The organism is Methanococcoides vulcani, from assembly GCF_900111645.1.
Lineage (GTDB): Archaea > Halobacteriota > Methanosarcinia > Methanosarcinales > Methanosarcinaceae > Methanococcoides > Methanococcoides vulcani.
The window spans coordinates 216184-238405 of record NZ_FOHQ01000002.1; the positions used below are offsets into that span (position 1 = coordinate 216184).

Genomic DNA, 22222 nt, shown 5'->3' on the forward strand with positions numbered 1-22222 from the left:
TTTGCGATATTGCCATCACTTTTAGCATTTAGCATTCAACATTTAGCAGTTGGCATAACAATTTGCTTAATAGATGGCTCAAACAGTATGGGATGTCCTAAATTTGATCGTTCAGCAGATATTTACAAGTGGAATCGCTCATAGTTCATACCTTCTTGGCGGTCATATACAAAACGCCATTATCATCCCGGTACACAAGCTCAGGGATTCGTATAAGGAACTTGATCCCGATGCAAAGACCGTGGTCATCTGCGGAAGCAGGCATCGCTCGAGCATGGGTGCAAGCATACTGCAACAGAAAGGCTTCAGTGATGTTTACAATGTTTCCGGCGGGATGACCGGTTACAATGCTGCAGGATTTGGTCCTGATTGCCCGTTATGTGCATTCCATGGATATCTTCCGGGAAAGGCAAGAAGGATGAATAAAAAAGTTGCATAACCTTCAAAGGCTATGCTGCGTCAGTCCGAATCCGCGATCCTTGCTCAGGTTTATGCTCTTCGGTCGGTAGAGGTCCCCTGCTTTCCAGGAATCGATGGCATCCTGTACCGTGCCATCAGCGCCTACAAAGATGTCGATGTTATTCTTGTTCAGCAGGTCAACGATCCTCTGGCCGACCCCTGAACAGAGAACTACATCTACTCCAACTTTCACCAGCAGTTCATGTGGAAGCCCCTTTCCTCCCACATGGACACTTGTGTTCTCAATGATCTCAATTTCTTCTGTTTCGCTGTCATAGATCGTGTATGTCGCAGCTTTTCCGAAATGAAGTTCGATATCATCGTCCAATCCACCTTTTTCCGTGCTGGGTATAGCAATTTTCATATTCTCACCTTTTCTCCGGAAGAATATGTTCTCATTGTTTGATATACTTCTGCATTGTGTACGTTTTCAGTCATCCGGAAGTATGCGATCGAGCAACTCAGAACTTGAAACGGGATCCTGCTGCAATAGGTACAAAAGTATTCGGGAATCTTGTTCTGATGGTCTCAATATTCGATGTGCAGTGTCCGGCACCAATGAATTCCAGTCCATCCAGCAGATCGTATTCCTGGCTATCATGTAATCCTCCGATGATGCCACGTACATCTCCTGTGGATGCTGCTGTTCCGATTATTGTTTCCAGACCCGGGTGTGCACAGCCTGTAATTACGTATATCCCATTGTCCGTTTCAAGAATTAGTGACTGTTCCTTCGGGTTATTCCCAAGTTCACCTGTAGAAAAGACGTTGTTGCATATCCTGCATTTTTCGGTGACCTCGTGCAAAGTTGAATGGGTGGCTATCTCATTTTTAAGTTTTTCAGAAAATGATGCAGGGACGTAAACATCAAGGTTATTGTTAGCATTCAGTATTTCCGGAACACCGCCTATATGGTCCCAGTGCTGGTGTGAAAGTACAAGAATATCAATATCCTCGATAGGGATATTAAGTGCTGAAAGATTTTGCTTTAAGGCACATCCGTCCCAGCCGGTATCGAACATTATTTTGCTATCTTCGGTTTGTATATAACAGGAGAACCCCCAGCCTTTCTGGAGTCCTTCTTTAGCTTCGTTGTCATAGACGATCGTGACATTCATCACATCTTCTCCATGCCGAAACGGTTCTTCAGGTAATATCCGGAATAGAGTGCTCCTGCAGGATTGTGTGCAAGGACCCTGTCCTTTACAATGAACGTCGTAACAGGAGCCTCAGAATACTTGTTGAACATTATGTCATGGCCCATGCAGAGTCCGACTATGATGTTAAGGTCGGTCTCCGCCCTGTTAAGCATCATTGCCTGGGCAATAGGATTGCAGGTAGTTTCCCTGCCATCCCTGATCTTGTCAAGTCCATATTCTTCCTTGTCCACGCCACAGATCTTGCAGCATACGGACTCTACGATAAAATCCTTCTCAAGTATCCTGCAGAAGGTCCTGGCCTCATTCTCCAGTCCCACACAAAAAGCAACCCCAAGCTTACGATATCCCATCTCTTTTGCAAAAAGGATCAGCTCTTCAAGCCTTGTCTTCTCCATGTAGAAGTTCGCCTCTATCTTTGAAGCTACCTTCATCATCTCGAGGTCTTCTGACCTGTATTCTGCCTGTACTTCTGCCGGAGTACAGTCTTTTCCCTGCCTGCACCTTTTTGTATCACAGGATGCACATTTCATGGCCTTCACCTCTTAAAAGTTAATTTATTTTCTGGATCATGGACTTTCACAGAGCTCTGACCTTACAGTTTTCCAGATTTCCCTGAGGTTTTCTGAGAACTCATTGTCTGCATATTCAATGACGGTCTTTTTTCCGATCATCGCTTTGTTCGGGATCGTGTCATATGGTAACTTTCCTGCTACGATGATGCCGTTTTCCTTACAGGAGATCTCGATCTGCTTTGTGTTCTCTTCATTGATGCTATATTTGTTAATACAGACGATAGCCGGTATCCTGAAGTGGTCAGTTACCTGTATTATCCTTTCCAGGTCGTGTATCCCTGATAGGCTTGGTTCTGTGACAATGAGGGCAAGGTCTGCACCGGTAATGGCTGCTATTACGGGGCATCCGGTTCCGGGTGGTCCGTCACATATTATCAGTTCGGCTCCGTTCTCACCGGCAAGTGACGATGCATGTTCTTTTACTGCAGTGACCAGTTTGCCGCTTGCTTCTTCTCCGATCATGAGCTCTGCATGTACCATTGGACCATACCTGGTCATGGAATCAAAGACACTTCCGGATGGGTTGTTTATCATTTTGATGGCATTTTCAGGGCATACATATTCACAGACCCCGCAACCTTCGCATTTGCAGCTGTTTATGGAATGGTCAGTATAGATGGCATCAAAATTACAATTCTCGATACATATGTTGCATCCGGTACATCTTTCAGTATCGATATGTGCGATTTCCATCCCGTGGAAGTCGGAGGCCTCTGTTATCTCAGGCTCCAGGACCAGATGCAGGTTCGGTGCATCCACATCACAGTCCGCAATTATGGCATTCTCTGCCATTGATGCAATTGCAGCAGTGATGGTGGTCTTCCCTGTTCCTCCTTTGCCGCTGATGATGACAAGCTGTTTCATGCTTCTATCTCCCTGCCATATCTGTCCTGGATCGAGCTGTAGATATGTATGAACTTCTCTTTCCACTGTCCCATTTCCTGCACAAATGGTATCCCTTCCGAATACAACTGCGCGATCTTTGTGTCGTGGGGTATATTCATCAGTATCTCGATACCTTCGTTCATGCAATATTCTTCAACACTATCATCACCGCTACCGCTTCGATTGATGACGATCCCATGTGGGATCTCAAGTGTTCGAACTACTTCCACTGCCAGTTTCAGGTCATGCAATCCAAAAGGAGTGGGTTCTGTAACAAGGATACAGTAGTCAACATCCTCAAGTGTTGTCAGGACCGGGCATGCGGTGCCCGGCGGTGCGTCAATGATGGCTGTCCTGCCCGGGTCTATGTTCTTCTTGAGCTCACTGATCACAGGTGAGGCCATTGTCTGCCCTATGTCCAGTAATCCTTCGTAGAGTTCAGGCCCGTTCTCATCGTCTGCAGAAGTTTTCCTGATGATCCCTGTAATGGTCTCATGCTTTTGTATGGCTCCTTCGGGACAGACCATTATGCATCCTCCGCAGCTGTGGCATAATGTTGGGAACGTCAGGATCTTGTTCGGGAGGGTAGCAATTGCGTTGAAACGGCAGAAGTCAGAACATTTTTTACAATATGTGCAGTTCTCTTCCACAATTTCAGGGATCATGGACGTTACTTCTGTGACCTGCTCAAGTTCCTTTTTGAGGAACAGGTTGCAGTTCGGTTCTTCAACATCACAGTCTATGAGCTGTGCGTCCTGAATGGAAAGGGCAAGGTTCACAGCTACGGTAGTTTTGCCGGTACCGCCTTTTCCGCTTGCTATGGCGATCTTCATGATATCAATTAATGCTGATTGTGGTCGTGGTCATGTCCATGGTCCTGGCAGACGTTTTCACTGTTTGGGCTTGCAAGGTTGCCTGCTTTCCAGTCGAAAATGGCTGTTTCCACAGTTCCCTGTGCTCCGACAAAGACCTCTATATCAAAATTTGAGAACATGGTTACAGCCTTTTGTCCAAGTCCTCCGCAAAGCATAATATTGACACCTGCCTCTGATAGTAGTTCCGGTGGCAGTCCAACGCCTCCGTTGTGCTGGCTTGTGTTCTCTACGATCATAACTTCATCTGTCTCTGTATCCAGTACAGTATAGACCGGAACCATTCCAAAGTGCTGTCCTACATTATCTTCCAATCCACCATTTTTTGCAGAAGGTACGCATACTTTCATCTTTTTTACCTCTCGTATATGTTCAATTTTGATTTATTATGCTCATATACGATGAAGTATTTAAAATTAATGGGAAACATTGATATATTTACTCTCTTTTGTACATTTTAATCTTCGAGAGCTTCAATAGGGTGCCAACGAATTTATGTAGTTAAGTTTCATAATATACACGTATGCTATCCTTCTTTGAAGCCGTTGTTCTTGGTATTGTTCAGGGGACAGCGGAATGGCTGCCCATAAGCAGTGAAGGTATGACCTCCCTTGTAATGATCAATTTTTTTGGGAAAACACTTTCTGAAGCTATTCCTATTTCCATATGGCTGCATCTGGGAACTTTGCTGGCAGCAACGGTATATTTCAAAAAGGATGTGTTTGAGATCCTTTCAGGGCTTCCTGGCTATTTTCAAACCTTTTCTTCAGGTGGTCAACGCGACCCCATCATAAGTTTCCTCATAATTTCTACGATGCTTACGGGTATTGTCGGCTTGCCTCTGGTGCTGCTCGCAACGGACCATTCTGAGATAAGTGGTGCATCAGCAACAGCTCTTATTGGTGTCATGCTGATCGTGACCGGTGTCCTTCAGAGGACTGCGTCACGTGGCGTCACAAAAAAAGTATCCCTGGTAATCCGGATTCTTTCATCACGGGTATCCTGCAGGGATTTGCAGCAGTACCGGGTATTAGTCGTTCCGGTATCACAATGTCTGCTCTCCTCCTGCGCAAGTTCGATACGGAAGATGCCATAAAACTGAGCTTTCTAATGAGCATCCCGGCTGTCCTGGCAGCGGAGATCGGTATCGGTCTTATGGGTGCAGTTACACTTGACATCTATTCTCTGGTAGCTCTGTTCTTCTCGTTCGTTTTCGGGCTTATTACAATAGATGTTTTCCTTAAGGTTGCAAAAATAGTTGATTTCTCTTACTTTTGCATTGGTCTTGGCATCCTCAGTGTGTTGGCACTTTTCCTCTGATCTTGATCATTTAAGCTCTTTAGTTCCGACTGGATGCCGAAGATGGTCCCTTTTTGATTTTGAAGGGTGCAGATAAAAATGGAATGAATGCTGGATAAGCTCAGGGTGAAGTTCAGAACAGAATAAAATCCGGACAGAATAATCAGAACGGGATAAAACCAGGACAGAATGAAGTTCAGATCATAAATGAATTAAAAAAAGAAATTAAAGAAAAAAGAATTGGACAATTAGTATGTCCAGTTCTTTGCAGCTTCGATCATTGCCTGAAGGTTCTCGGTTGGGGTCTGGCTTACGATACCACAGCCAGGTGAGAGAAGTCCCTTGCCATCGAGTTCCTTGAGTACTCTCTCGGACTCTGCTTTGACGTTTGCTACGTCTGTGTTCCAGAGGCAGTTGACTGGGTCGAGGTTACCGACGATGAGTGCCTTCTCTACCTTGCTGACAGCGGTTGCTGCGTTAACGTTCTGGTCGACACTGATCGCGTCTACACCACAGGTCTCCATGAGTGCAAGACCTTCGGTTGTGTCACCACAGATGTGGAGTACAGCTGGTACACCACGCTCGTGGAGTGCGTCAATGAGCTTCTGGTGGAATGGTACTACGAACTTTGCGTAGAAGTCTGCACCGATAAGTGAGTAGCTTGCGGTTGGGTCAATGATGGAGAATACACTTGCTCCACTGTCGACCTGTGCGAGTGCGTATTTGATTGAGAATTCGGTTGTGAAATCCATTATCGCAAGACCGTATTCCTCCTTTGTCATGATGTCCATGAACCAGGAGTCGCCGGTGATGTGCTGTGCAAGTGAGAAAGGACCGATCATACTTCCGATGATTGGGAGCTCTTCTCCATACTTGTCAGCGAGGATCTTGATTGATTCGAGGACGACGGAGGTTCTCTTGCTTGAGTCTGTGACATCGTATCCTTCGAACGGCTTGAGGTCATCCAGGCTGTTTACAACGTGTTTGATGACGGATGGTTGCTGTACCTTTGTACCGTCCTTGATTTCACAGCCGAAGAACTCTGCTTCTGCGGTGATGTCGAATGGGACACGGATCGCTTCGAATCCGACAACTGTGTGTCCAGCTTCTGCAAGTGCAGCAAGCTGTGCAGCATCATAGTTTGCTTCTGGCCAGAAGGTGTTTACTGCTTCCATCTGGTCTACAGTTCCGGTCTGTGTGACACAGACAGCTGGCATCCTGTCGACTTTCTCTCCATTCATTACGCGGATTAATCTTTCCTTTGGTGTGTATTCGGACATTTACATTCTCCTTTATACTAGATCCTTTATAATCACTAAAAAGGTACATACGCTATGTATTTGCAATATATATACCTTTTTGTTTGGTAAAAATCACTTGCAATAGTCGCATTGGACAAGTATTATGGATTTATTTTGGTGATTTTTGTTATGGTTTCAGCAAACATTTCTTCCTGCCAAAACACCGTATATTTTTTTACTTTAATCTTATAAAACTGAATAAAGCATTGCTGCTACTCCAATTACCAGTGGTTCCATTACAAGGTCGATGTCATACTTCTCGACAAGTTCATCCGGCAGGGCGCATGGGATGCCGGGGGTTGATACAAGACAGCGTTCTGCGATCATTCCTTCTGATATGGTATTCGCATTGGGTGTTGCCTCAAAGACCATCGAGAACTTCCTCGGGCTCTCAATATCAAAGGCTTTCACACCAAGTTCTTCTATTGCCTTGTTCATGAAATCGGTGTTCGGATCGCATGCATATACGTTGAATCCCTTCTCTACAAGGTGTGACGCACCGGCATAACCTACACGTCCAAGACCTATCACCAGTACATCCTTCGAATCGGTGTGCTTATATCTTGAAGCTATCTCCGAATAGATCACGCCGGTGCATACATGGTTGGTTGCTATCTTACCGTTCCTCAGGTTGTGGGCAACGAAGATGTGGTCATCTGCCATCAGTATGATGTCTGCACCATTTGCTACTGCCTGATGGTATCCTGTTATGTCGGGATGCTCAGTAATAAAACCTTCAAGTCCGAAATATTCGGTTATTGCAAGCAGGGATGATGAGAAATTCCCGATGATACCGTTGCCGGACGTGATGGGTACGATCCCCACCTTCCGGGAGTCGGGGGTAGTACCATAGACGGCCTCGCATATCTGTGCGATATCCATCCCGGTGGCTTCTTTGATGATGTTATTGTTCATGTTGAGTTTGTTCAACAGGTCTTCCAGGTCTTCAGGTGTCAATAGTGCCATAATGATTACCTCTTAAAATCCATAATGTTGTCCGATATATGCAATTGCTCTGTTACGTGCGATCTGTGCTGCATTTTCATCGATGCCCCTTGAGATGAGGGTGAATACAGTGTCCTTCCCATCGGACCTGAATATTTCAAGTCCGTTCTCCTCATGGAACAGGTCATAGCTGTCTCCCATGGACAGGACGTGTTCTCCAACGGGCACAAGTTCACCATCTTTCAGCAATAAGTGCTCAAAGATACAGTATCCTTTTTCAGGTGCCTTTTCGATCTCAGTTACACCTTCAGTGAATGCCTGCATCAGCATTTCTACAAGATTGATACCACTTGAATGGTATACCGCCGTTGGTGTCTGGCTTGGGAACCGGGCATCGATCTCGAGAACTTTAAGTCCCCTGTCGGAAGCGATCGCCTCTACATCCATGATCCCTTTCAGGTTGAGATTCGCGGCAAGACTGTGTGATATCTGCCTGAATTCCGGGTCATGGTCGATAGGCGTTATCATATGACAATCGTAGGTGTCATCGATATGCACCTTTGTTTCCTTCACCACAGCAAAATGCTTACCATCACCGATGATCTCCAGTGATACAACATCACCTTCCAGATATTCTTCGATCATCATGGTAGGGTCGATCCCTTCAAGTCCACTGTCATCGTAAATGATACTGGTTCCGATGCTGCTGCTTTCACATGGCGGTTTGACAAAATATGGTGGTTGGGATGGTCTGTCATCCGGAGTTGGTACTCCTATGGATACAAAATATTCCTTTGACCTGTTTTTGTCCATGCTGATGTGGTATGCATCAAAATCAAAAAGAACGGGACAATCCAGCTTGCAGCTGATATTCCTTATGAAGTTCAGGGTATTAAGGTTCTCATTTACCGGTATTATGGCATCGACATTCCTTGAGATGCCGATAAACCTTTCCGGTTCCTGAATTACGTCAAAACAGAAGAATCCGTCAACAACATTGCGGATAAGGGGCTTCTCGTTCCGGTCTATCAGAACAACATTCATCCCCGCTTTCCTGGCAAGATAGCTCACTTCGAATCCCTGAAGCTTGCCTCCTATTAAACAGATCGTCGTCATCCTATCGCCCCAACAACTTCTCGAACTCACTTTGTTCAGCGGGTTCCATACCCATTGTCTTCAGTCTGGCGATAACGCTCTTAACATCCCTGTCCCTCTCGGCATGTTCCCTGTCGTAGTTCACGACACCTTCAAGAGATGAATTGGAAGATATTATGGATGTGACGACGTTTGCTCCTGCATTTAACCTGTGGACCATTCCATCGATCCCTTCAAGGTCAAGTGATGCCGGAATAAGCTTGTCCGGGTAGAGCAGGCGCAGTATGGAGATGATCTTCAGTTCTGATGAGCTGTCCCTTACTTCCTTTCCTTCCAGCGGCGTTCCCTGTTGCGGGAGGAATGTCATCACACGTACCATATCTGGATTTGATGTTGCTAATCCTCTCAATGATATGATCGTGGACTCAATATCCGGTTCCACTTCTGTTAGGATACCATCCTCAACACAATAGCCGATCTTTTTAGCATGGTTCCTTGAATTGATCCTGCCTTCAAATGATTGCTCGACCCTTAATTGCTTGTACAGTTCCATGTCATAGGTTTCCTGATACAGGGCAAGGAAGTTGGCACCGTTGTCCTTGAGCATTTCAAGGGTATCGTTGTCAACAACTCCTGGGGAGATCATGATAGGTTTTCCGACTTCTTCCTTTACGGTCCTGACAAATTCTGCCAGTCGTTCAGGTTTGTTGTGGAAGTATGGGTCTTCTCCCATTGTGAGGTCGACCATGTGTACATTTTCGGTCTTGATCACCTGGCAGATCTTCCTGATGTCCTCTACGCTAAGACGGTATCTGTCAATTTTGTTGGCATTGTTGTAATAACAGAATGTGCATTTGTTCTTGCAGTATGTAGAAAAGTACACAAAGCTGTACATGAACACCTTATTTCCGAAGAAATTGTCTCGGATGTGTCGTGCCACATAGTGCAGTTTTTCAATTTCATCAGGGCTTTCAGTCTCAAGAAGGCTCCTGATATCATCATCGGACAATTGTGACCCGTCTATGATCTGCTCTGCATAGTTGTCAAGGTCTTCATTATCCATGTTCTTAAACAAGATGTTCACCTCACAGATTAGTATTGATCCCATTGTAGTACAGTTCGGACCTGCTTGCACGGCGTATGTTGGTGTAGTCGTGCTTTACCTTAAGCAACCTTTCCAATCCGAAACCTGCTCCGATCCATGGTTTGTCAACACCCCATTCCCTGTCAAGCGGGATAGGTCCGACAACTGCTGAGGAAAGTTCCAGGTCACCATGCATAATGTCGATGGTATCTCCATAGACCATGCAGTCATCTGCCTCGATCTTATACTCTATACCCAGATGCTCGAGGAACTCGCTGATGATCCCTTCAAGGTTCTCCCTTGTGCAGTTGGATCCCATCTGGCAGAAGTTCAACATCGTGAACTCTTCCAGGTGTCTGCTGCCATCGGATTCCTTGCGGTAGCATGGTCCTATCTCGAATATCCTGATGGGGTCTGGAAGTACTTTGTCCAGCTTGCGCAGGTAATTGTACAGGCAGGGTGCCAGCATTGGTCGCAGGCACATGTTGTCTCCCACACGGAATATCTGTTTGTAGAGATGATCGTCCTTATCGATCCCCATTCTTTCAACATACTCGAATGGTATCATTATCGGGGATTTGATCTCAAGGAAACCTCTTTCTACGAAGAACTCGGTTATCGTCCTTTCAAGCTTACCAAGACGATCTTCCCTGTCCTCTTCATACATCGATATGAGGTCTTTGCGCCGTCTTTGGATCAGTTCCTTTTCAAGATCCTTGAACTCCGGCAATTCGCCCTGCACCGGTATCTTGTCATCAGGCGCCATCAATGTCTTCAGCCTCTCGATCTGGGATGGTGAATATTTCACTTCCGGTTTGTTGTTATCTTTTGCTCCTTTGTTGTCAGGTGTGGCAGGGGCTGCTTCACTTGCATCTGTCGGAGTTGGTGTAGAAACTGAAACGGATTTAACAACAGCTTGTTTTGGCTTCCTGGGAGTCGGCTTCTTTGAGGAGAACACACTAACGGTCTGTCCTCTCTCTTTGAAGGTCTTTTTGACAAAACGATCGATCTGTTCGTCACTTGGACGACAACGCTTGCAAGGCTTGCGGTACTTATTGTTCCTGAGCGATCTTGCAGAACGACTGGATCTGGAATTCCTTACTGTAAACCGTGCCCCGCACTCGGTTTCAATATGGATGTGATTCCTTGTGACCTCAAAGTCTCTTATCCCATGAAGTAATCCGCTTCGCGATAGCCAGACTCCGTTGAGCCCGACCAGAACATCCAGTAATTGCTTTTCCATAGGCCTATGCTCCTATTGCGAAGTACTTCATATTATCATCATCCTTTACTTACACCCGATGTCTGTCACATCATGGCGCTATATGTTTTAATGGAAAGCCATGTCCATCTGGCGGAAACTCCGGGAATCTAACCCGGCTGAACGGATTTAGAGTCCGTTCGATCTACATGATCAAGTCTCCATGTTGTGTATGATAAATGTTTATGGATACTCTGGCTTTCCTTACATATTCGTGATGAACATTTGGTGGATATAACATCCAGTGACACCACTGATACACTCTCATTGATGGGTTCTATATTTAAGAATTTCGGATTAATTGTTTTTTCTGCAAATCATATCTGTGAACACTTGCAGTTGGTCAATTTTAGGATCTGGATGTAGGCTTGCTATAGATGCCGTTTCTCTTCGGAAAAGAAACTGGTCGGAAATGTAAGGTCGAAGTTTCTAAAGAAAAATTTACATAAATTAATATAGCTTTTGTTCATATCATAGCACGATTAATGTGACGATGAATCTGGAAGCTGAAAGAAGCTTACCTCTCAAAAAACATATCATAGATCTTGTGCCTGCATCGCATGGTGGTCTTGTGCGAAAGGCATCGCAGGAATACGGGATATCTGAGTCGGATATCATAGATATGAGCGCAAGCCTGAACCCTTTAGGCAGCCCATTCGATCATCCGGAATACGGTCTTGACCTGTCTTCTCTCTTTGCCGCTTCGAAGCCGGGGATGTATCACTATCCTGATAACCGTTATCTCCAGTACAAGGAGGCTGCAGCATCCTTTTTGGGTGATGGCATAAATGCCGTGAACATAGTTCCCGGTAATGGTTCATGCGAGACCATTCGTCTTGTTGCAGAATGTATGCTTGATACAAATGATACTGTGGGGATACCACAGCCAACTTTTGATGAGTATGAGCAGCAGTGCAGGATAATGGGTGCGAACATCCGTTATTTTGAGCACGAAGGCCTGATGGATATCTCCGATGAGGCATTGGATGACGTAAAGATCCTCTTTGTCTGCAATCCTAACAACCCTACGGGCAAATTGATACCCAGAGATGATATCCTTGACCTTGCAAAGCGTTGTGAGGCAAACGGTACTCTTCTGTTCGTCGACGAAGCTTTCATCGAACTTGCTGACCCTTCCCAGAGCGTGGCTGATGTGGCTGCGACAAATGATCATGTCTTTGTACTTCGTTCTCTCACCAAGAACTTTGCAATACCGGGCATCCGTCTGGGATTTGGTGTTGCATCTGAGAAGATGGCGCTTGCATTGAATACTGCAAGACTTTCATGGAACCTTGGTTCTGTTCCTGATGTTGTTGGTACGTCCCTTCTGGAGATGGAGGGCGGATGTTACAGTAAATACCTTGCACTATCCCGCAGTTTCATTGAGCAGGAGCGGGACTATCTTGTAGAGCGTCTTTCTGGCATCTATGGTTTTAAACCCCTTCCAAGCACTGTGAACTATGTTCTTGTTGACATCAGTCAACTTCTGATGGATTCAGTGGAGCTTACAGAACGGCTTGCATCCCATGGTATCCTTGTGAGGGATTGCAGTTCTTTCTATCTGCTGGATAATGATTACATAAGGATCGCAGTTCGCACCCGGGATGAGACCGATCTTCTGATCCAGGCCATTGGTGATGTTCTGACCGAGTCTGGAAAAGAGTATGCCGAGGAGAAATTAAAGCAGACCATCGAGTGTGCGGCATCCGGTGAACCTGCATCCAGAAATACCTGTGAGTATTATCCATGCCACTTCCCGGGTCAGGACTGCACTTTCTGCTTCTGTCCGTTCTATCCATGTGAGGATTCCCGCACAGGAGGGCGCTGGATAGACAGTACCACTGGCGGCAAGGTCTGGAGCTGTGAGGGTTGTACTATAATCCACAGGAAAGAAGTTGTACAGGATGTTCTGAAGATCCTCATGCGTGATATTGAGACCGAGGATAACCTGAAAGTAGCCTGGGAAAGAGTAATTGTTCCCAATCTTTGATCGGTTTTCATGCTCTCTGATCAGAGCATATTTTCCGATCACCTGTAATATGGAGAATTGAAATGGATGCTATCATTATGGCAGGTGGCCTGACGCAGAGGTTAGGTATGGAGGAGAAAGCATGTGTCATGCTCCTGGATAGGCCACTTATCAATTATCTTCTTGATTCCCTTCTTGGTGCAATGCATATCGACCGGGTATTTGTTCAGGTGTCTCCCTATTCCCCGGACACTGAACGATGTGTGAAAGATACCTACCAGGGCAGGGTCTTAATTCTCAGGACCTCTGGCGACAATTATGTGGGTGATATGGTAAATGCCGTAAGGGATTCCGGGAGCACCGGTCCTGTGATGGTGTTGATGCCGGATCTCCCGCTGGTAACATCGGAACATATAGATATGATGGTAAAAGCCTATGATAAAGTTGGCTTCCCTGCCATGTCGGTGTATGCTCCCATTGGTCTGTATCGTGAACTTGGGTTGAGGCCGGGTACCGTTTTCAACAAAAAGGGTGAAATGCTTGTTCCTGTGGGGATCAATATCCTTGATTCAGTAACTATAGATGTAGAACAGAAAGATACTGATTACCTTGTTGATATTCCTGAGATCGCTATCAGTGTCGATTCCGTGGAAAGTCTTCACAAATGTGAAGAAATGTTGTTGAGATGAACGTCTACTGTATTTGAATCAAACCAAACTGATTATCTTTGTTCTTATTTCCTCTGGTTTACTTCAGAAATTTGTTGGTTACGGCATCGGTTTTAATTCAATCTCAGATTCCCTTAAAGAAACCTAAATTGAATAACTTAATATATTTGCTGTTCTTTACATTATTCGATAAGCGTGTCGTACAAAAAACAAATCCCTCTTAAAGATCATGTTGTAGAACTAGCCTGTCCTGCTCACGGTGGCCTTATACGCGAGATGGCTGGCCGTTATGGCATTCCGGAATCGGAGATGCTGGACATGAGCGCCAGCCTTAATCCTCTGGGAAGCCCCTTTGATCATCCTTCAGGCGGTCTTGACCTCGATGATGTCATGGAACGGGCAGCGCAAAGATTTGGCCAGTATCCGGATAATCGCTATCTGGAATATCGTTCTGCAGCGGTCAATTTTCTGGGCAACGGACTTTCTGTTGATAATATTGTTCCGGGCAATGGTTCCTGCGAGATCATAAGGCTCGTAGCAGAAGCGGTGCTGGAACATGACGATATTGTGCTCATACCCCACCCCACTTTCGGGGAATATGAGCAGCAATCCAAAGTTGCAGGGGCAGATGTGCGCTACATAAAACAGGAAGAGGTCATGGGACTTTCGGACGATGTTCTTGAAAGTGCAAAGATCCTCTTTGTGTGCAACCCAAACAACCCGACCGGTGAATTACGCAAGAGAGAAGACCTTCTGGACCTTGCAGAAAGGTGTGCATTGAATCACACACTTCTTTTCGTTGATGAGGCTTTCATTGAACTTGCCGATGATCCGTCCCAGAGCATTGCTGATACGATTGACAACAATGATCATCTGTTCATACTTCGCTCGCTGACCAAGGATTTTGCAATTCCCGGGGTCCGCATTGGTTTCGGTATAGCTTCAAAAAGAATGGCAGAAGCACTTAACACTGCAAGGCTTTCCTGGAACCTTGGTTCTATCCCCGAGGAGATCGGGGTGGCACTGATGAACATGGAAGGCGGATGTGACAGCCCTTATCTTGTTCAGTCCCGTGAAGCCATAAAGAAGGATAGGGACTATCTCATAGAACGTATCTCAAGGATACGCAAGTTCGTTCCGATAGATACAAAGATCAATTACATTCTTGTAGACATAAGCGATTCAGCATTTGATTCGACCGAACTGACCGAACGTCTCGCCTCCCATGGAGTGCTTATCAGGGACTGCAGTTCATTCCCGTTCATGGGAAAGGATTACGTCCGGATAGCTGTCAGGCCTAAGGAAGAGACAGACCGGCTTTCACGTGCAATAGGAAAGGTTGTCGTGGAAAAAGCACGGGAAAATGCAAGATCTGATCTTATTGACATGCTTGAGAGCGGCAACGCAAAACCACAGGGCCCGAATACCGATTGTCCGTATTATCCATGTCATCATTTCCCTGGTCAGGACTGCACATTCTGCTTCTGTCCGTTCTATAAATGTGAAGATGAACGAACCGGGGGCAAATGGGTAGACCGCTCAAGTGGCGGCAAGGTCTGGAGCTGTGAGGATTGTGTTCTGGTACACCAAAAGGACGTGGTGGAAAAGATACTCCATGAGCTCTCCGGCGAAGGCAGCATGGAAAGTAAATTGAAAAAAGCATGGAATAAGGTGATGGAGCCTCTCCTATGATAGAACCATTTCTTCCTGATGCCGATCATCTCATATCGGTGCTTCTCCTTGCAACTGCATTTGATCTGTTAATAGGTGAACCTCCGGTATCTCTGCATCCGGTGGTGTGGATCGGTAATGTCATAGCATTCTTCAAAAGATCGGCCCCTGCTACCCATAGGAAGCTCTATGGTGTGTTGTTCGCCCTTGTCGTTATACTGTTCGCATCATCTATTGGCTACGCTGTACTGCTGGTTGCAAACCTCTCTATACTGCCTGGTTTTGTGGTACTTCTTATTGAAGCGTATTTCCTCAAGTCCACTTTTGCCATACGCCGCCTTATAGAGGCTGCTATTGAGGTCAATACTGAGCTGGAAAAAGATGATCTGCCTTCTGCACGTAAGAAGTTATCCATGTACGTCAGCAGGGACACTTCACAACTAAGTGAAGGTCAGATATCTTCATCTGTGATCGAGACCTGTTCAGAGAACTTCGTGGATGGTATCTTGAGCCCGCTATTCTATTATGCGATCCTCGGCCCCTATGGGCTAATAGGTGCATACGCATTCAAGGCAGTGAGTACCCTCGATTCAATGGTAGGTTACATGGATGAGATGCACAGGGACCTTGGATATTTCTCGGCAAAGACCGACGATGTCCTCAACTGGATCCCGGCACGTATTTGTGTTATTTATATTACTCTTGGATCTGTCCTTGCGGGAATGATCTCAAAAGGAAAGAAACTTGACCCTGGTGGTGCGATCAAGTGTGCTACCAGTGACTGCCGTTCCTGTTCATCACCGAATTCAGGTTATCCGATGGCTTCTGTGGCCGGTGTGCTTGGTGTGCGCCTGGAGAAACCTGATACCTATGTGATCGGGAAGGACTTCTCCATGCCTGTTGCAGAAGATATAAAACAAGCATCAGTGGTAATTGCTGCAGCCTCGATACTTGCAGTAATTTCGTTTGCAGGCTTAATCTATATAATTTCAGTTATAATCAACTACATCTAATCATACCATATGAGTGATCATTATGAAACTTTCAGATATAGACTCTCAGGACCTGAAAAAGGACCAGCCAAAAGAACTGGATGGTGATATCAACTACGATATCATTGACATACTGGAGGAGGAAGGTATAACCGTGGAGATGCTTGTGGATACTGCTCTTGAGCTTTATGCTCCGCATCCCGGTCTGGAGACCAGGGAGATCGCAGAGGAGCGTTTCAGGAAGGAGCTTGATATCGCGGTATCTGATGCCAACCTTTGCCTTCTGATCTATTCCGGCATCCTTCTGGAAAGGGATGGTGAGGACGGTAAGCTGCCAAATATCAGTAGAAGTTCTTATGAGAAAGACCTGACATTCATCATCGCCGATGAGGTCATCGGAATGAGCATTGCCAAGTATATCAGTGGTGATAAAGGCATGTTCGAGTTCGTGCGTTTCGATAAACAGAAACCCGGCATCCTCTCTAAGTTAGGTCCATTCATGGATGATGTGATAGGCGGTCTCATCGGTGGGGTTTCAGCTAACATGTACACCAGGGGTATGGCTGAAGCTGCTGAGGTTGAAAAAAAGTCACGTAAAAATAAAGATAACAATAAAGACATAAGTGGTGTGATAGCAGCATGAACAATTTTTTGCTCGCTCTCAGGACAAGTTTTGGATTCCTTTCCACAATACCTGTAGGTATTACGATGGAAGGGCTGGATGAGCTGGTAAAGCGTAGCTATCTCCAGACATTCACAGGTGTGGTCCTTGGTCTTATGATCGGAGCCTTTGCTTTTATTACTGAGACCGTGATGCCGGACCAGATCAGTGCAGTTCTTATCATGGTCTTTATTTACTATCTTACAGGCCTGAACCATCTTGATGGCCTGGGCGATTTTGGTGATGGGGCGACTGCGCACGGTTCACTTGAAAAGAAGATAAAAGCGCTCAAGGATGTTGCCCTTGGTATCGGAGGAGTGGGTTATGCAGTTCTTGCATTGCTTGCTCTGTATGCATCCATTTCTGCCCTTCAGGCGGAACTCATATTCTTCTCGGACAATGCTGCTTTCATGCTTGCAGTCTCAATGCTTGTAGCTGAGATCGGTGCCAAGCAGGCAATGCTTACTGTTGCTGCATTTGGAAAACCCATCCATGAAGGTCTTGGTTCCATGATAATCAACAGCACGACCTTCCCGAGGTATGTCGTATCCTTCATACTCGGTGCTGTAGCAAGTATACTGGCGTTTGGGTCTGTCGGTATGGTCGGGTATGTGGCAGCTATAATTACCGCATTTGTTATAATTAATATCTCCAACCGTCATTTCAAAGGTGTAAACGGGGATTGTATCGGAACTGCCAACGAGATCGCACGTATCATTGTACTGATCGTAATAACTCTTATGGTGGTCGCTATTAACGGGAATGGAGGTCTGCTTTGGACGCTGTTATAATGGCAGGTGGGCAGGGGCTTCGACTTGGGATGGGTGAAAAACCATGTGTCGAACTTCTTGGTAAACCTCTCATAAGTTATGTGATCGATTCCCTTGAAAGATCTTCGCACATCGAACGCATATTTGTGGCAGTATCGCCTTCAACACCCGCGACTGAAAAGCTTGTAAGGGAGCAGTATGGTGACCACATACAGGCTGTCAATACAGCAGGTGATAACTATGTTGGGGATATGGTCTATGCTGTGGAGAGTTCCGGTATAGACGGGCCTGTTATGATTATAATGTCTGACCTGCCTCTTGTGACCCCGGAACTTCTGGATTCTATCATTGATGCTTATGAGGCATGTGGAAAGGCATCCATGTCGGTCTTCATCCCGCTTTCTCTTTGCAGTGAGGTTGGTATAAGGCCGGACACGGTCTTCAATTGGGCCGGGAAGCTAATTGTGCCTGCTGGTATCAATATTCTTGATGGGAAGCATATCAATGAGGAGCAGGACTATCACAATTACATGCTGGAAGACCATGAGGTCGCGTTGAACATAAATACGGCGGAAGACCTGAAACATTGTGAAGCTATTCTCAAAAAAAGATGATCCTTTCTAATATTCAGGGAGCTTAAATATGGTAGAATTTGCAACGCTGGGCGATAAAAAATATTCCCTGCAAACAATAAAGCTGGTTACAGGTGATATCTCTGCTGGCACTGACATTCACAATATTCCTGAGGAGCAGCTTCTTCTCTGTGAGGCAATAGATGATCCTTACCTGCTTCCATTCCTTCTGGAGAAGTTCTATATGATGGTGATCAAGGATGCAGAACAGTTCAGGTTGTGCCTTATAAGGATACAGGTCGATTCGGATATGCGCCTTAATGAGGATATCCAGAAACATCAGCATCGTAGATATGTTTCCCGAACGATAGAGAAGTTGATGTACCGTGATATTTTCCTTGAGATCGAAAGGGAGGAGGATGTTGGTATTGAGGCTTGAATTGTTTGATGGACCGACGGTAGAATCTATAGTTTAATTCTGAGAATCTGTGTGGAAATAAATCATTTTTTATATCATAACAAGGCATACTGGTATAGATATCACAGACATTTTAGGGTGCTTGTCTATATGAGTAGTGGGAAAAAAGTATTCATTATGTTCTGTCAGGATCTCAAGATTCGATTTTGAAAATATCTACATGATCTAACTATATTATCAGGTGTAAAGATGGCTGATGAAGTAACTCAAGAAAGGGTTAGCACGGGAATTCGTGGATTGGATGAAATGTTACGCGGAGGTTTCTTCAAAGGGACTGCCAATGTGGTCTCAGGAAAATCCGGTACAGGTAAGACTATCTTCGGGACCCAATTCCTGCTGGAAGGTATCGAAAAAGGTGAAACCGTAATGTGCATCATCACATCCGAGGAATCCAAGTCTCTCGTGCGTGAAATGCAATCATCCTTCGGATGGGATCTCGATTCAATGGTCACAGAAGGCAAGCTGGTATTTGTAGACATTACAGACCCAAGCCTTCGTCTCCAGAAGAGTGTGGAGATCGCTCCGACAGAGCTTATCAAGAGCTTCAAGAAACTGGTGGAAAGCAAGATAGAGGAAACAAAACCTGATCGTGTCTTCATCGATTCCATTGAAGCAATGTTCCTTGCGATCGAGTCTAACTACAAGTTGCGCACATTGATCGATGATATCTTTGGTATCTTCAGGAAACGTGACGTTACAGCTCTTGTAACTGTGGGCGTTATGTTCGGACTGGACGAGATGGTGGAATATGGTGCAGATTCTGTTATCAAGCTGGGCCGCGAGATCATAGGAAGCAACCTGCAGCGTACTATCTATGTAATGAAGCTCAGGGGTTCAGGTACCATCAACGAGGTAAGGGTGCTCAATATTTCTGACAGTGGTATAGCTGTGCTTGCTCAGTCACCATATCTCGAGAAATGATTAACGGATAAATGAAAAGGTGCCTTTCAGGGTGCCTTCTTTTTTACTTTCTTTTTTACTTCGTTTGTTTTTTTATTCGCAGTCACAGTTTATTTATTTAATTATGTGATCTACTTTATTTTACAGAAGTATTTACAAAAGATACCAGTCCATATCATTGGTGGAATGGTCATCATGAACTCCCACGGTACGTTCCGGAATATCCAGTATATCTGTGATGGAGTCTGAAAAGTCCTGAAGATACTGGCGCTGGCTGAGGCTTCCGTACTTAAAACGCTTGTTCGGGTTAGCGACCTCTTCCATTGTCTTCCTGTCAGGGACAATGACAACGTCAATGTTGGTCATTTCAACTGCCTTCTCCATGGCTGTCCTGAAGTCCCCTATACAATAGGCAATTCGATGCTTGTAATTGTCGCGTGTTCTTTCCAGGTATTTTGCAAGCCTCTCGCTTTCCATCTTGATAAAATCACGTTTTATCTTAGCGACATTGCACTTCCCCATCATGAACTTGTAATCAGTGAACGGGTATTCGGTATCTATCTCACGTGGCGTGATCCCGCAGGTGCCAAATACCACTACATGCGCATCCTCTTGTTCGAGTATGCCGAAGATAATGCGGTCATACATCTTGTGTGAGGGGCTGGTATGATATGGTTTCCTCATGGCGCAGGGTACGAAGATGCAGAAATCCCTTTTAGGGGGCTGGTATTCGGAAAGTACCCACTCATTGGCACGTATCATATCGGGGTGGTATATCAGGCGTTCTGTATCCAGTGGTTCACTTGAACGTTCATTTTCAGGAATTATAGTTGTCAAGGTGTGAGGATTCTGATAAACTATATATATAATTAACGACGTGAATATTATGGTTTTGTATAAACTGTACAAGAGTGATTACTAAGTATCTTTAATCTATAAGTGGTGAATAATGACAACATCGATTCGGGAAATGTTAAGGGCTAACTGTGAATGTGACGATGTGGCAAAGTGTATCTTAGGTTTAAAAGCACTTGATATGGGTGCATACAAATGCCTGCTGGTCAATGGACCCATGACCGCGGAAAGTCTGGGGGAGCATCTTAATAGGGAGCGAAGTACTGCATACCGCTCATTACAGAACCTGATATCATGCGGACTTGTCTATCGTGAGACCAAGACCATCGATATTGGTGGCTATTTTTATGAATATGTGGCTGTTGATCCTAAGAGGGTCAAGGAAATGCTCAAGGAAAATGTCGAACAGTGGTATGAGAAGGTCAGCGGCCTGATCGAGAATATCGATAAAGAGCTCCTTGGGAAATAACCGGTTCTATTATAACATTTGACAATATTCGGTATTATCTCTGATATTTTGAAAAAAGAGGGATTATTCTCATAATCCGTCAACAAATGTACCGATTCTGTCAATAGCTTCCTTGATATCTTCCCTTGATGCTGCATAGGCACAGCGAAGGAATCCTGCTCCGGTCTCACCGAAGATATCTCCTGGAATTGTAACAACGTTCTGCTCGTTGAGCAGCCTTTCTGCAAATTCGTCAGATGTCAGCCCTGTACTTTTGATGGATGGGAATGCATAGAATGCGCCTCCTGGATTGAAGCAATCCAGGCCGATATCGTTCAATCCGCCGACTATGAGCTTCCTGCGCCGGTCGTATTCACGGACCATCTTCCCCACCTCTTCCTCGCCATTGCGAAGTGCTTCGATAGCACCGACCTGGGCAGTTATTGGAGCGCAGAGCATGGAATACTGGTGGATAAGCATCATCGAATTGATTATCTCAGGGGCTGCCATTGCATATGCCATCCTGAATCCTGTCATTGCATATGCCTTTGAGAACCCGTTCAGCATGATGGTTCGATCACGCATTCCTTCAAGGGCTGAAAAACATGTGTGCTTTCCCTTGTAGGTAAGTCTCTCATAGACATCATCGGATATCATCATGATATCATGTTCTACGATGACGTCTGCAATGGCTTCCAGTTCATCTCTGTCCATTGTGGCGCCGGTAGGATTATTGGGATAGTTTATGATAACCGCTTTTGTTTTGTCCGTAATGGCGGCCTCGATCTCCTCGGCTGTGATCCTGAAATCATTCTCTCCCTTTGCACCAATGGTAACAGGAACTCCGCCTGCGAATATTATGGAAGGTACGTAGGCCACATATGATGGCTGCACTACGATGATCTCATCACCGGGGTTCACGATAGCCCGTATTGCAAGGTCAAGTGCCTCACTGACGCCTGTGGTGACCAGTATCTCGTTTGTTGGGTCGTAGTAGACATTGTGCCTTTTTGTATATGTCCTTGAGATCTCTTCGCGAAGCTCCATGAGCCCATAGTTAGAGGTATAGGATGTTTCCCCGTGTTCAATAGAGTGTATGCACGCCTCCCGGATATGCCATGGTGTCACATAATCAGGCTCTCCAACTCCGAGGGAGATTACATCCTCACTGTCTGACGCCATGTCGAAGAACTTTCGAATGCCCGATGGGGGTACTTTTTGCATACGGTTCGATACAAACCGGGAGGGGTTACATTGTGTTCTCAAGATAGATGCCTCCATTATGAATGGGGAAAGCAGGTTAGA

The 22222-nt window shown here is 45.5% G+C and carries 24 protein-coding genes and 1 pseudogene; 12 read left to right on the forward strand and 13 right to left on the reverse strand.

The features are described from left to right. Positions 1-73 precede the first annotated feature (73 nt). Positions 74-439, forward strand: a complete 366-nt coding sequence (locus tag BMX02_RS04345) for a rhodanese-like domain-containing protein (protein WP_091689477.1) — start codon at positions 74-76, stop codon at positions 437-439. Between the two features lie 3 nt (positions 440-442). Here the strand turns inward: BMX02_RS04345 and BMX02_RS04350 are convergent, their stop codons facing one another. The 6 genes from BMX02_RS04350 to BMX02_RS04375 form a co-directional block, all read right to left on the reverse strand. After that, positions 443-823, reverse strand: coding sequence for a NifB/NifX family molybdenum-iron cluster-binding protein (locus BMX02_RS04350; protein ID WP_091689478.1), 381 nt, complete (start codon positions 821-823; stop codon positions 443-445). Positions 824-920: 97 nt separating this feature from the next. Then, positions 921-1577 (reverse strand): MBL fold metallo-hydrolase, encoded by a 657-nt coding sequence (locus tag BMX02_RS04355; RefSeq protein ID WP_091689479.1) that lies wholly within the window; start codon positions 1575-1577, stop codon positions 921-923. Further along, positions 1577-2149 carry a DUF1847 domain-containing protein gene (locus BMX02_RS04360; RefSeq protein ID WP_091689480.1) on the reverse strand — a complete coding sequence of 191 codons (573 nt, stop codon included), beginning with the start codon at positions 2147-2149 and terminating at the stop codon, positions 1577-1579. Before BMX02_RS04360 ends, BMX02_RS04355 begins: the two co-directional genes overlap by 1 nt. A 36-nt stretch (positions 2150-2185) precedes the next feature. After that, positions 2186-3055: a nucleotide-binding protein gene (locus tag BMX02_RS04365; RefSeq protein ID WP_091689481.1), complete on the reverse strand. Its 870-nt coding sequence runs from the start codon at positions 3053-3055 to the stop codon at positions 2186-2188. Next, complete coding sequence (locus tag BMX02_RS04370; RefSeq protein WP_091689482.1) at positions 3052-3909, reverse strand: ATP-binding protein; 858 nt, start codon at positions 3907-3909, stop codon at positions 3052-3054. Before BMX02_RS04370 ends, BMX02_RS04365 begins: the two co-directional genes overlap by 4 nt. 8 nt (positions 3910-3917) lie before the next feature. Further along, positions 3918-4298, reverse strand: a complete 381-nt coding sequence (locus BMX02_RS04375) for a NifB/NifX family molybdenum-iron cluster-binding protein (protein ID WP_091689483.1) — start codon at positions 4296-4298, stop codon at positions 3918-3920. 251 nt (positions 4299-4549) lie between these two features. Here BMX02_RS04375 and BMX02_RS04380 point away from each other — a divergent pair. Further along, a pseudogene (locus tag BMX02_RS04380) lies at positions 4550-5268 on the forward strand (undecaprenyl-diphosphate phosphatase). A gap of 227 nt (positions 5269-5495) precedes the next feature. On the opposite strand, the gene mtbA reads toward BMX02_RS04380, so the two are convergent. The 5 genes from mtbA to pylS all read right to left on the reverse strand — a co-directional run bounded on the left by mtbA (position 5496) and on the right by pylS (position 10915). Further along, on the reverse strand, positions 5496-6527 hold the full coding sequence (mtbA, locus tag BMX02_RS04385; RefSeq protein ID WP_091689484.1) for a methylcobamide:CoM methyltransferase MtbA: 1032 nt from the start codon (positions 6525-6527) through the stop codon (positions 5496-5498). A 207-nt stretch (positions 6528-6734) separates the two neighbouring features. After that, positions 6735-7514, reverse strand: coding sequence for a 3-methylornithyl-N6-L-lysine dehydrogenase PylD (pylD, locus tag BMX02_RS04390; RefSeq protein ID WP_091689485.1), 780 nt, complete (start codon positions 7512-7514; stop codon positions 6735-6737). A 12-nt stretch (positions 7515-7526) separates the two neighbouring features. Next, positions 7527-8609 carry a 3-methylornithine--L-lysine ligase PylC gene (gene pylC / locus BMX02_RS04395; protein ID WP_091689486.1) on the reverse strand — a complete coding sequence of 361 codons (1083 nt, stop codon included), beginning with the start codon at positions 8607-8609 and terminating at the stop codon, positions 7527-7529. A gap of 1 nt (position 8610) precedes the next feature. Then, positions 8611-9663 (reverse strand): methylornithine synthase PylB, encoded by a 1053-nt coding sequence (gene pylB, locus BMX02_RS04400; protein ID WP_394328883.1) that lies wholly within the window; start codon positions 9661-9663, stop codon positions 8611-8613. Between the two features lie 10 nt (positions 9664-9673). Next, positions 9674-10915: a pyrrolysine--tRNA(Pyl) ligase gene (gene pylS / locus BMX02_RS04405; protein WP_091689487.1), complete on the reverse strand. Its 1242-nt coding sequence runs from the start codon at positions 10913-10915 to the stop codon at positions 9674-9676. 511 nt (positions 10916-11426) lie between these two features. Between pylS and cobD (BMX02_RS04410) the strand changes: the two genes are divergently transcribed. The 9 genes from cobD (BMX02_RS04410) (at position 11427) to BMX02_RS04450 (ending at position 19635) form a co-directional block, all read left to right on the forward strand. Further along, positions 11427-12923 (forward strand): threonine-phosphate decarboxylase CobD, encoded by a 1497-nt coding sequence (gene cobD / locus BMX02_RS04410; protein ID WP_177165248.1) that lies wholly within the window; start codon positions 11427-11429, stop codon positions 12921-12923. A gap of 62 nt (positions 12924-12985) precedes the next feature. Then, a complete protein-coding gene (locus tag BMX02_RS04415; RefSeq protein WP_091689488.1) occupies positions 12986-13591 on the forward strand; it encodes an NTP transferase domain-containing protein in 606 nt (201 codons plus the stop codon). A gap of 174 nt (positions 13592-13765) precedes the next feature. Beyond that, the gene (gene cobD, locus BMX02_RS04420) at positions 13766-15262 is read left to right on the forward strand and encodes a threonine-phosphate decarboxylase CobD (RefSeq protein ID WP_091689489.1); all 1497 of its coding nucleotides are present in this window, start codon (positions 13766-13768) and stop codon (positions 15260-15262) included. Next, complete coding sequence (locus BMX02_RS04425; RefSeq protein WP_091689490.1) at positions 15259-16254, forward strand: cobalamin biosynthesis protein; 996 nt, start codon at positions 15259-15261, stop codon at positions 16252-16254. Before cobD (BMX02_RS04420) ends, BMX02_RS04425 begins: the two co-directional genes overlap by 4 nt. A 22-nt stretch (positions 16255-16276) precedes the next feature. Then, entirely contained in the window at positions 16277-16876 is a 600-nt protein-coding gene (cobZ, locus tag BMX02_RS04430) for an alpha-ribazole phosphatase CobZ (protein ID WP_091689491.1), read from the forward strand. Next, a complete protein-coding gene (cobS, locus tag BMX02_RS04435) occupies positions 16873-17685 on the forward strand; it encodes an adenosylcobinamide-GDP ribazoletransferase (RefSeq protein WP_091689492.1) in 813 nt (270 codons plus the stop codon). Before cobZ ends, cobS begins: the two co-directional genes overlap by 4 nt. After that, positions 17670-18278 carry an NTP transferase domain-containing protein gene (locus tag BMX02_RS04440; protein WP_091689493.1) on the forward strand — a complete coding sequence of 203 codons (609 nt, stop codon included), beginning with the start codon at positions 17670-17672 and terminating at the stop codon, positions 18276-18278. The genes cobS and BMX02_RS04440 overlap by 16 nt, the downstream gene beginning before the upstream one ends. 28 nt (positions 18279-18306) lie before the next feature. Then, positions 18307-18675, forward strand: a complete 369-nt coding sequence (locus BMX02_RS04445; protein ID WP_091689494.1) for a hypothetical protein — start codon at positions 18307-18309, stop codon at positions 18673-18675. 228 nt (positions 18676-18903) lie between these two features. After that, the gene (locus BMX02_RS04450; protein ID WP_091689495.1) at positions 18904-19635 is read left to right on the forward strand and encodes an RAD55 family ATPase; all 732 of its coding nucleotides are present in this window, start codon (positions 18904-18906) and stop codon (positions 19633-19635) included. Positions 19636-19767: 132 nt separating this feature from the next. Here BMX02_RS04450 and BMX02_RS04455 read toward each other — a convergent pair whose 3' ends face one another. Beyond that, the gene (locus tag BMX02_RS04455; RefSeq protein ID WP_091689496.1) at positions 19768-20451 is read right to left on the reverse strand and encodes a DUF5591 domain-containing protein; all 684 of its coding nucleotides are present in this window, start codon (positions 20449-20451) and stop codon (positions 19768-19770) included. Between the two features lie 112 nt (positions 20452-20563). Between BMX02_RS04455 and BMX02_RS04460 the strand changes: the two genes are divergently transcribed. Then, positions 20564-20938 carry a helix-turn-helix domain-containing protein gene (locus BMX02_RS04460; protein WP_091689497.1) on the forward strand — a complete coding sequence of 125 codons (375 nt, stop codon included), beginning with the start codon at positions 20564-20566 and terminating at the stop codon, positions 20936-20938. 69 nt (positions 20939-21007) lie between these two features. Here the strand turns inward: BMX02_RS04460 and BMX02_RS04465 are convergent, their stop codons facing one another. Then, positions 21008-22183 carry an aminotransferase class I/II-fold pyridoxal phosphate-dependent enzyme gene (locus BMX02_RS04465; protein WP_091689498.1) on the reverse strand — a complete coding sequence of 392 codons (1176 nt, stop codon included), beginning with the start codon at positions 22181-22183 and terminating at the stop codon, positions 21008-21010. Positions 22184-22222 lie beyond the last annotated feature (39 nt).